The 7,776-nt window shown below is 70.8% G+C and carries 9 protein-coding genes; 8 read left to right on the top strand and 1 reads right to left on the bottom strand.

Annotated elements, in window-relative coordinates; all coding sequences use genetic code 11:
- Positions 1-8: 8 nt before the first annotated feature.
- The 8 genes from IE325_RS23730 (at position 9) to IE325_RS23695 (ending at position 7,365) form a co-directional block, all read left to right on the top strand.
- Positions 9-1,559 (top strand): DUF6519 domain-containing protein, encoded by a 1,551-nt coding sequence (locus tag IE325_RS23730; protein WP_190072047.1) that lies wholly within the window; start codon positions 9-11, stop codon positions 1,557-1,559.
- Complete coding sequence (locus tag IE325_RS23725) at positions 1,559-2,446, top strand: peptidoglycan-binding protein (RefSeq protein WP_190072046.1); 888 nt, start codon at positions 1,559-1,561, stop codon at positions 2,444-2,446. The genes IE325_RS23730 and IE325_RS23725 overlap by 1 nt, the downstream gene beginning before the upstream one ends.
- Positions 2,447-2,586: 140 nt before the next feature.
- Entirely contained in the window at positions 2,587-3,525 is a 939-nt protein-coding gene (gene paaA / locus IE325_RS23720) for a 1,2-phenylacetyl-CoA epoxidase subunit PaaA (protein WP_190072045.1), read from the top strand.
- Entirely contained in the window at positions 3,522-3,815 is a 294-nt protein-coding gene (gene paaB, locus IE325_RS23715) for a 1,2-phenylacetyl-CoA epoxidase subunit PaaB (protein WP_190072044.1), read from the top strand. Before paaA ends, paaB begins: the two co-directional genes overlap by 4 nt.
- Before the next feature lie 10 nt (positions 3,816-3,825).
- Entirely contained in the window at positions 3,826-4,653 is an 828-nt protein-coding gene (gene paaC, locus IE325_RS23710) for a 1,2-phenylacetyl-CoA epoxidase subunit PaaC (protein ID WP_190072043.1), read from the top strand.
- Entirely contained in the window at positions 4,647-5,150 is a 504-nt protein-coding gene (paaD, locus tag IE325_RS23705) for a 1,2-phenylacetyl-CoA epoxidase subunit PaaD (RefSeq protein ID WP_190072042.1), read from the top strand. The genes paaC and paaD overlap by 7 nt, the downstream gene beginning before the upstream one ends.
- Positions 5,151-6,266 carry a 1,2-phenylacetyl-CoA epoxidase subunit PaaE gene (paaE, locus tag IE325_RS23700; RefSeq protein ID WP_190072041.1) on the top strand — a complete coding sequence of 372 codons (1,116 nt, stop codon included), beginning with the start codon at positions 5,151-5,153 and terminating at the stop codon, positions 6,264-6,266.
- Between the two features lie 136 nt (positions 6,267-6,402).
- A complete protein-coding gene (locus IE325_RS23695; protein ID WP_190072040.1) occupies positions 6,403-7,365 on the top strand; it encodes a Dyp-type peroxidase in 963 nt (320 codons plus the stop codon).
- 13 nt (positions 7,366-7,378) lie between these two features.
- Here IE325_RS23695 and IE325_RS23690 read toward each other — a convergent pair whose 3' ends face one another.
- Entirely contained in the window at positions 7,379-7,765 is a 387-nt protein-coding gene (locus tag IE325_RS23690; protein ID WP_190072039.1) for a DUF5997 family protein, read from the bottom strand.
- Between the last annotated feature and the right edge of the window lie 11 nt (positions 7,766-7,776).

The following is a 7,776-nucleotide window of genomic DNA, read 5'->3' as shown; positions in this document are numbered from 1 at the left end:
CCCCCTTCATGCACGCTGACCTCTCCCGCCTCACGTTCCGCCCGCAGCGGCGTTACTCGGCGGTCATCGCCCAGCAGGGGCGCGTCCAGCTCGACGCCGACATCAACGAGCAGACGGCGATCCAGCTGCACCAGGCCCGCACCCTCGCCGCCGACCTGATCGGCCGGCACGGCGGGCCGCGCGACGCCGCGGGCTTCAAGGTCGACTACATCGGCGGCAAGCACGACATCGACACCCTGCACATCCACGGCGGCCGCTACTACGTCGACGGCATCCTGCTCGACGCGACCCGCCCGGCGCCCGGCGTGCCGGTCCCGGACGAGGACGCCGACGACGAGCAGGACACCGCCGCGCCGCCCGCGTACTGGACGTACTGGGACCAGCCCGACGGCTTCCGCGACCCGGAGAAGCCCGGCGACCGGCTGCCCTCGCCCGCCACATCGCCGTTCGTGGTCTACCTGAACGTGTGGGAGCGCGCCGTCTCCGCCGCCGAGGACCCCGCCCTGCGCGAGGTCGCCCTCGGCGCCGCGATGCCGGACACCGCGGCCCGGGTGAAGGTCGTCTGGCAGGTGCTGCCGCTGTCGCTGGCCGCGCTGGACATCGAGGAGACCGACCCGTCCAAGGAGGTCGTGCGGGCCGCCTTCGACAAGTGGGCGCAGAAGCAGGCCACGCCCAGCGCCCGCCTGGCCGCCCGCAGCGAGCGGCCCGACCACGCCGACGAGGACCCCTGCCTGGTCAAGCCGGACGCCCGGTACCGCGGCCAGGAGAACCAGCTGTACCGCGTCGAGGTGCACGCGGGCGGCGAGGCCAAGGACGCCACCTTCAAGTGGTCCCGGGAGAACGGCTCGGTGGTCTTCCCGGTCGACGAACTCGACGGCACCTGGGTGCAGTTGGCGTCCCTCGGCCATGACGACAAGCTGGACCTGGACGTCGGCGACCACGTCGAGCTCGTCGACACCGCGTACGCCTCCCGCCTGGAGCCCCTGCCCCTGCTGCGGGTCGAGGAACTGGACCTGCCGGGCCGCCGCGTCCGCCTCAGCGCCGAGCCCGATCAGAGTGTCGGACGGCTGCCCCACCTCAACCCGTTCCTGCGTCGCTGGGACCACCATGAGGGGCCGAAGCGCAAGGGCCGTACGACTGCCCTGAAGGGCGGCGCGGTCCCGGTCGCCGAAGGGGAGTGGCTGACGCTGGAGGACGGGGTCGAGGTGTACTTCGCCAAGGGGGCGGCGTACCGCACCGGCGACCACTGGATCATCCCCGCCCGCACCGCCACCGGCAGCGTCGAGTGGCCCACGGACGCCGCCCGGCGCCCGCTGCTCCAGGCGCCCGCCGGCATCGTCCGGGGCTTCGCCCCGCTCGCACTGGTCAAGGGCGAGGGCGGCACCGTCGATCTGCGGCTCGCCTTCAACCCGCTGGCCAGCAGCATCCCGGCCGCGGACGAGGCGGCGCTGGCGGCCGAGGAACAGGCCCGCCGTGAGGAGCAGCTGGCGGAGGACCCGTCCCGAGGGAGGTCGCAGACGACCGCGGACGCGGAGGCCGCGGCGGAAGGAGACGAGTAATGGCGAAGCCCCTGAGCGCGTCCAAGATGGTGGAGATACTCCGTGCGGAGGGACTCACGGTCCACGAGGTCCGCAGCTGGCGCACCCACAACCGCAACAGCAAGGGCAACTGGGGCCCCGTGAACGGCGTGATGATCCACCACACCGTCACCAAGGGCACCGAGAACTCGGTGAGCATCTGCTACAACGGCTACTCCGGCCTGCCCGGCCCGCTCTGCCACGGGGTCATAGACAAGCAGGGCCATATCCACCTCGTCGGCAACGGGCGCGCCAACCACGCGGGACTCGGCGACAGCGACGTCCTGCGCGCCGTGATCAACGAGTCCAAGCTGCCGCACGACAACGAGGCCGACACCGACGGCAATGCCCGCTTCTACGGCTTCGAGTGCATCAACCTCGGCGACGGCAAGGACCCCTGGCCCGAGGCGCAGAAGGAGGCCATCGAGAAGGTCTCCGCCGCGATCTGCCGCCACCACGGCTGGAGCGAGCGCTCGGTGATCGGGCACAAGGAGTGGCAGCCCGGCAAGCAGGACCCGCGCGGCTTCACCATGGACGGCATGCGCAAGCGCATCGCGCAGCGGCTGAAGGGCGGCGGGGGTGGCAAGCCCGACCCGGACCCGAAGCCCGCGCCCAAGCCGAAGCTGGAGCCCTTCCCGGGCAGCGGCTTTTTCCACGTCGGGCAGAAGTCCCCGATCATCACCGCGATGGGCCGCCGTCTGGTCGCCGAGGGGTGCGGCCGCTACGAGGAGGGCCCGAGCCCCGAGTGGACCGAGCGCGACCGCCAGTCCTACGCCGCCTGGCAGCACAAGCTCGGCTTCAAGGGCAAGGACGCGGACGGCATCCCCGGCAAGGTCAGCTGGGACAAGCTGCGGGTGCCCAACGTGTGACACACGTGCTGTGCGAACGGCCCAGGTACCCCTCGGGGGTGTCCTGGGCCGTTTTCGTGCGGCGACAGGGTCTTGCTCACCTGGCGGAAACCCGTCACACTGGATACCGAACGAATGGTCGGTTGGGGAAGCTGGTATCGATGACGGAGCAGCTGCAGGAGCACTTCGACGCGACGATCTCGCGCGACCAGCGGATCGAGCCGCGGGACTGGATGCCGGACGGCTACCGCAAGACGCTCATCAGGCAGATCGCGCAGCACGCCCACTCGGAGATCATCGGCATGCAGCCCGAGGGGGAGTGGATCACCAAGGCGCCGTCCCTGCGCCGCAAGGCCATCCTCTTCGCCAAGGTCCAGGACGAGGCCGGGCACGGTCTGTATCTGTACTCGGCGGCGGAGACCCTGGGTGCCGACCGCGCAGACCTCACCGACCGGCTGATCGAGGGCCGGCAGAAGTACTCGTCGATCTTCAACTACCCGACCATGAGCTTCGCCGACGTCGGAGTGATCGGCTGGTTCGTGGACGGCGCCGCGATCTGCAACCAGGTGCCGCTGTGCCGCAGCTCGTACGGGCCGTACGCACGCGCGATGGTGCGGATCTGCAAGGAGGAGTCCTTCCACCAGCGGCAGGGCTATGAGCTGCTCATGACCATGATGCGGGGCACCGAGGCCCAGCGGGAGATGGTGCAGGACGCCGTGAACCGCTGGTGGTGGCCCTCGCTGATGATGTTCGGCCCGCCCGACGAGAACTCGCCCAACTCGGCACAGTCGATGGCCTGGAAGATCAAGCGGCACAGCAACGACGAGCTGCGTCAGCGGTTCGTCGACATGACGGTCCCGCAGGCCGAGAAGCTCGGTGTGACGCTGCCCGACCCGGAGCTGTCCTGGAACGCCGAGCGCGGTCACCACGACTTCGGCACCCCCGACTGGTCCGAGCTGATGCGGGTCATCAAGGGCGACGGGCCGTGCAACGCCCAGCGGATGGAACGGCGCAGAAGCGCCCATGAAGAGGGCACCTGGGTGCGGGAGGCGGCCACCGCCCACGCCGCCAAGCGTATGGAGAAGGGAGCGGCGGCATGAGCGCCGACAAGAAGGACTGGCCGCTGTACGAGGTGTTCGTGCGCGGCAAGCGCGGGCTGAACCACGTCCATGTGGGCTCGCTGCACGCCGCCGACGACCGGATGGCGCTCACCCACGCCCGCGACCTGTACACGCGCCGCAACGAGGGCGTCAGCATCTGGGTGGTGCGCTCCGAGCACATCGCCGCCTCCACCCGCGACGAGAAGGACCCCTTCTTCGAGCCGAGCGCCGACAAGGTCTACCGCCATCCGACCTTCTACGACATCCCCGACGACGTCCCGCACATCTGAAGGAGAGGGCATGAGTGACGACCACGTCTACATGACCCTCGCCGAGGGACACGAGGACGACACCCGCTGGGCCTACGGCACCGGCTTCGAGGACCCGCTGCACGGCGTCGACACCACCGTGCCCGAGGGCGTCGACGCCGCCGAACTGGCCGCCGTCTGCGTCGCGTTGGCCGACGACGCGCTGGTCTCGGCCCAGCGCCTCGCCGAGTGGATCACCCGCGCCCCCGAGCTGGAGGAGGAGGTGGCCCTCGCCAACATCGGCCTCGACCTTCTCGGCCAGGCCCGCCTGCTCTACTCCCGCGCCGGCCAGGCCGACGGCACCGGCCGCGACGAGGACGCCTACGCCTACTTCCGCGACGCCGGCGACTTCCGCAACGTACGCCTCGCCGAACTGCCCTGCGGCGACTTCGCGTTCTCGATCGTGCGGCTGCTGGTGCTGTCCAGCTGGCGCCTCGCCCACTTCGAACGACTGGCCTCCCACCCGGACCCGGTGCTCGCGGCGATCGCGACCAAGGGCGTCAAGGAGCTGGCCTACCACCGGCAGTACGCCGCCGAATGGGCCGTACGCCTCGGTGACGGCACGGACGAGTCCCATCGCCGGATGCGCCGGGCCCAGGAACAGGTCGCCCCCTACATCGGCGAGTTGTTCACCGCCTACGACGTGCGCGACGAGGTCGTCGCGGACATCCGCCAGGTCACCGCGGCGGCCGGACTGCCCATGCCGGTGTACCGTCCGCTGCCCGGATCCGGCCGCGACGGCGAACACACCGAGCATCTCGCCCCGCTGCTCACCGAGTTGCAGGGCATCGCCCGCGCCCACCCGGAGGCGACATGGTGACGACCCTGCTCGACGCCCGGCACATCGCAGCCCAGGTGCCGGACCCCGAGCTGCCCATGCTCACCCTCGCCGACCTCGGCGTCCTGCGGGACGTGGAGGTGACCGAGGACGGCACGGTCGTCGCGAGCCTCACCCCGACCTACTCCGGCTGCCCGGCGATGGCCGAGATGCGAGCGGACGTCGCGGCACGCCTCCGCGACGCCGGGTACGCGCGCGTGGAGATCCGTACCGTCCTCGATCCCCCCTGGACCAGCGACTGGATCACCCCCGCCGGTCGCCGCAAGCTCGCCGAGCACGGCATCGCCCCGCCAGGCCCCGCACCACGCGCCGGCGGCCCCGTCGCACTCGTCCTGTCACCCACCCGGCACGCGGTGACCTGTCCGCGCTGCGGCTCGGCGGACACCGAGGAGACCTCCCGCTTCGCCGCCACGTCCTGCAAGGCGCTGTGGCGCTGCCGCGCCTGTCGCGAGCCGTTCGAGTACGTCAAGGAGATCTGAATGGAAGGCGTCACCGAAGCAGGGACGGCCGCCGCGGTACGCCCGCGCACCCGCCGCCGTCCGGCCTTCCACGCCCTGCGCGTCGCCGCCGTACAGCCCCTGTGCTCGGACGCGGTCGCCGTCGGCTTCGACATCCCGGCGGAACTGGCCGAGGAGTTCGCCTTCGAGCCGGGACAGTCGCTGACGCTGCGGCGCGAGGTCGAGGGGCGCGACGAACGGCGGTCGTACTCGATCTGCTCGCCGGTGGGTTCGAGTCCGCGCATCGGCGTACGGGTCGTGCCCGGCGGTCTGTTCTCGTCCTGGCTGGTCGAGGACGTGCGCCCCGGTGACACCGTCGAGGTCATGGGCCCGATCGGCGCCTTCACCCCCGACCTGACCACACCCGGCCATCACGTACTGATCGCGGCGGGCTCCGGCATCACGCCCATGATGTCCATCGCCGAGTCCGTGCTCGCGGCCGACTCCCGCTCGACGGTCACCCTCTTCTACGGCAACCGCCGCACCGACACGGTGATGTTCGCCGACGAGCTGGCCGATCTGAAGGACCTCTACCCGAGCCGCTTCCAGCTCGCCCACGTGCTCTCCCGTGAACCCCGCGAGGCCGAGGTGCTGTCCGGCCGGATCGACGCCGAGCGGCTCTCGACGTTGGTCGAGGCGCTGGTCGATGTGGCGTCCGCCGACCACTGGTGGCTGTGCGGCCCGCACGGCATGGTCCGGGACGCGCAAGAGGTGCTGGCGGGCCTCGGCGTGCCGGACGAGCGGGTGCACCAGGAACTGTTCTTCGCCGACGACGAGCCGGTGCGCGAGGTGCGGCACGAGGAGGTCGGCCCTCAGGGACCCGTCAGCCAGGTCACCATCACCCTCGACGGCCGCTCCACCACCGCCGACCTGTCGCGCGAGCGCACCATCCTCGACGGCGCCCAACGCACCCGCCCCGACCTGCCGTTCGCCTGCAAGGGCGGCGTCTGCGGCACCTGCCGGGCCCTGGTCACCGACGGCAAGGCGGACATGCGGCGCAACTTCGCGCTGGAGACGGCCGAGGTCGACGCGGGCTATGTGCTGACCTGCCAGTCCTACCCGGTCTCGGAGACGCTCACGGTGGACTACGACAGCTGAGCCGCCCGGGAAGAGCAGAGTTCAACCGTCCGATCTCACCTCACACACACGCCAGAAGTGCGTGAATTCGCCGGGTATCGTTCCCGGTTCGACCGGGCATCGTTAGGTGGCGGGGTTCGAGGGTGAGAGGGGAACCATGCCGTCATCCAAGCCGTCGTCCATACGGTCGGCCGGTGCGCTGCCGCAGCCGGTGCTCAGTCAGCCGGCGCCCGTCGCGGTGTTCCTGGTGGTCACGATCGAGCCCGGGGGTGAGAGCGCGGTACGCGATCTGCTGGCCGGGCTCGCGGGACTCGTACGGGCCGTTGGCTTCCCCAGCCCCGACGGGGGCCTGTGCTGTGTGGCGGGCGTCGGATCCGCCGCCTGGGACCGGCTGTTCGAAGGCCCGCGTCCCCAACAGCTGCATCCCTTCCAGGAGTTGGAAGGACCCCGGCACCGGGCCGTGGCCACACCCGGAGACCTGCTCTTCCACATCCGCGCCGCCCGCACGGACCTGTGCTTCGCCCTGTCGGCGGAGATCATGAAGCGGCTGCGCGGGGCGGTCACCGTCCAGGACGAGGTCCAGGCCTTCGCCTACTTCGACTCGCGCAACCTCCTCGGCTTCGTCGACGGCACCGAGAACCCCGTCGACCAGGCGGCGGCCGAGGCGGCGCTCGTCGGCGAGGAGGACCCCGCGTTCCCCGGCGGGAGCTACGCGATCGTGCAGAAGTACGTGCACGACGTCGACGCCTGGGAGGCCCTCGCCGTCGAGGCCCAGGAGAAGGTGATCGGCCGCTCCAAGCTGACCAACATCGAGCTCGACGTCCCCGACTCCCACATCGACGTGAACACCGTCACCGGGCCGGACGGGGAGGAGCTGGAGATACTGCGGGGCGCCATGCCGTTCGGCAGGCCAGGACACGGAGAGTTCGGCACGTACTTCATCGCCTACGCCCGGACCCCCGAGATCCCGGAGACCATGCTCCGCAAGATGTTCCTCGGCGGCCCCGAATCCGGCCCGGACCCGATCCTCGACTACTCCCAGGCCGTCACCGGAACCCTCTTCTTCTGCCCGTCGGCCACCTTCCTGGAGGCGATCCCGGCAGAAGCCGACAAGGAGTGAAGGAACCGGCCGGTCACTGAGCGTCGCGCTCGGCGTTCCGCTGCTTGATCCGGGCCGTCTCCTTGCGGACCTCGGCCTGGGTGGTGCGCTCCTTGGCCAGCCACTCCGGCTGCTCCTGCTTGAGCGCCTCGATCTGCTCGGTGGTCAGGGGCTCGGTGACACCGCCGCGGGCGAGTCCCGCGATGGAGACACCGAGCTTCGCCGCCACCACCGGGCGCGGGTGCGGGCCGTCCCGCCGCAGGTCACGCAGCCACTGCGGAGGGTCGGTCTGGAGCGCGTTCAGCTCGGCGCGCGTGACGACCCCCTCCCGGAACTCGGCGGGGGTGGCTTCGAGGTACACACCCAGCTTCTTCGCCGCGGTCGCGGGCTTCATGGACTGGGTGCTTTGGTGCGACGTCATGGACCCCAGGG

This window comes from Streptomyces lanatus, from assembly GCF_014655715.1.
Lineage (GTDB): Bacteria > Actinomycetota > Actinomycetes > Streptomycetales > Streptomycetaceae > Streptomyces > Streptomyces lanatus.
This window is presented reverse-complemented; position numbering and strand designations above follow the sequence as displayed.

Bases quoted from the DNA above. Each gene is read 5' to 3' on its own strand.
- IE325_RS23730 (WP_190072047.1), top strand. From the start codon at position 9: ATGCACGCTGACCTCTCCCGCCTCACGTTCCGCCCGCAGCGGCGTTAC.
- IE325_RS23725 (WP_190072046.1), top strand. From the start codon at position 1,559: ATGGCGAAGCCCCTGAGCGCGTCCAAGATGGTGGAGATACTCCGTGCG.
- paaA (WP_190072045.1), top strand. From the start codon at position 2,587: ATGACGGAGCAGCTGCAGGAGCACTTCGACGCGACGATCTCGCGCGAC.
- paaB (WP_190072044.1), top strand. From the start codon at position 3,522: ATGAGCGCCGACAAGAAGGACTGGCCGCTGTACGAGGTGTTCGTGCGC.
- paaC (WP_190072043.1), top strand. From the start codon at position 3,826: ATGAGTGACGACCACGTCTACATGACCCTCGCCGAGGGACACGAGGAC.
- paaD (WP_190072042.1), top strand. From the start codon at position 4,647: ATGGTGACGACCCTGCTCGACGCCCGGCACATCGCAGCCCAGGTGCCG.
- paaE (WP_190072041.1), top strand. From the start codon at position 5,151: ATGGAAGGCGTCACCGAAGCAGGGACGGCCGCCGCGGTACGCCCGCGC.
- IE325_RS23695 (WP_190072040.1), top strand. From the start codon at position 6,403: ATGCCGTCATCCAAGCCGTCGTCCATACGGTCGGCCGGTGCGCTGCCG.
- IE325_RS23690 (WP_190072039.1), bottom strand. From the start codon at position 7,765: ATGACGTCGCACCAAAGCACCCAGTCCATGAAGCCCGCGACCGCGGCG.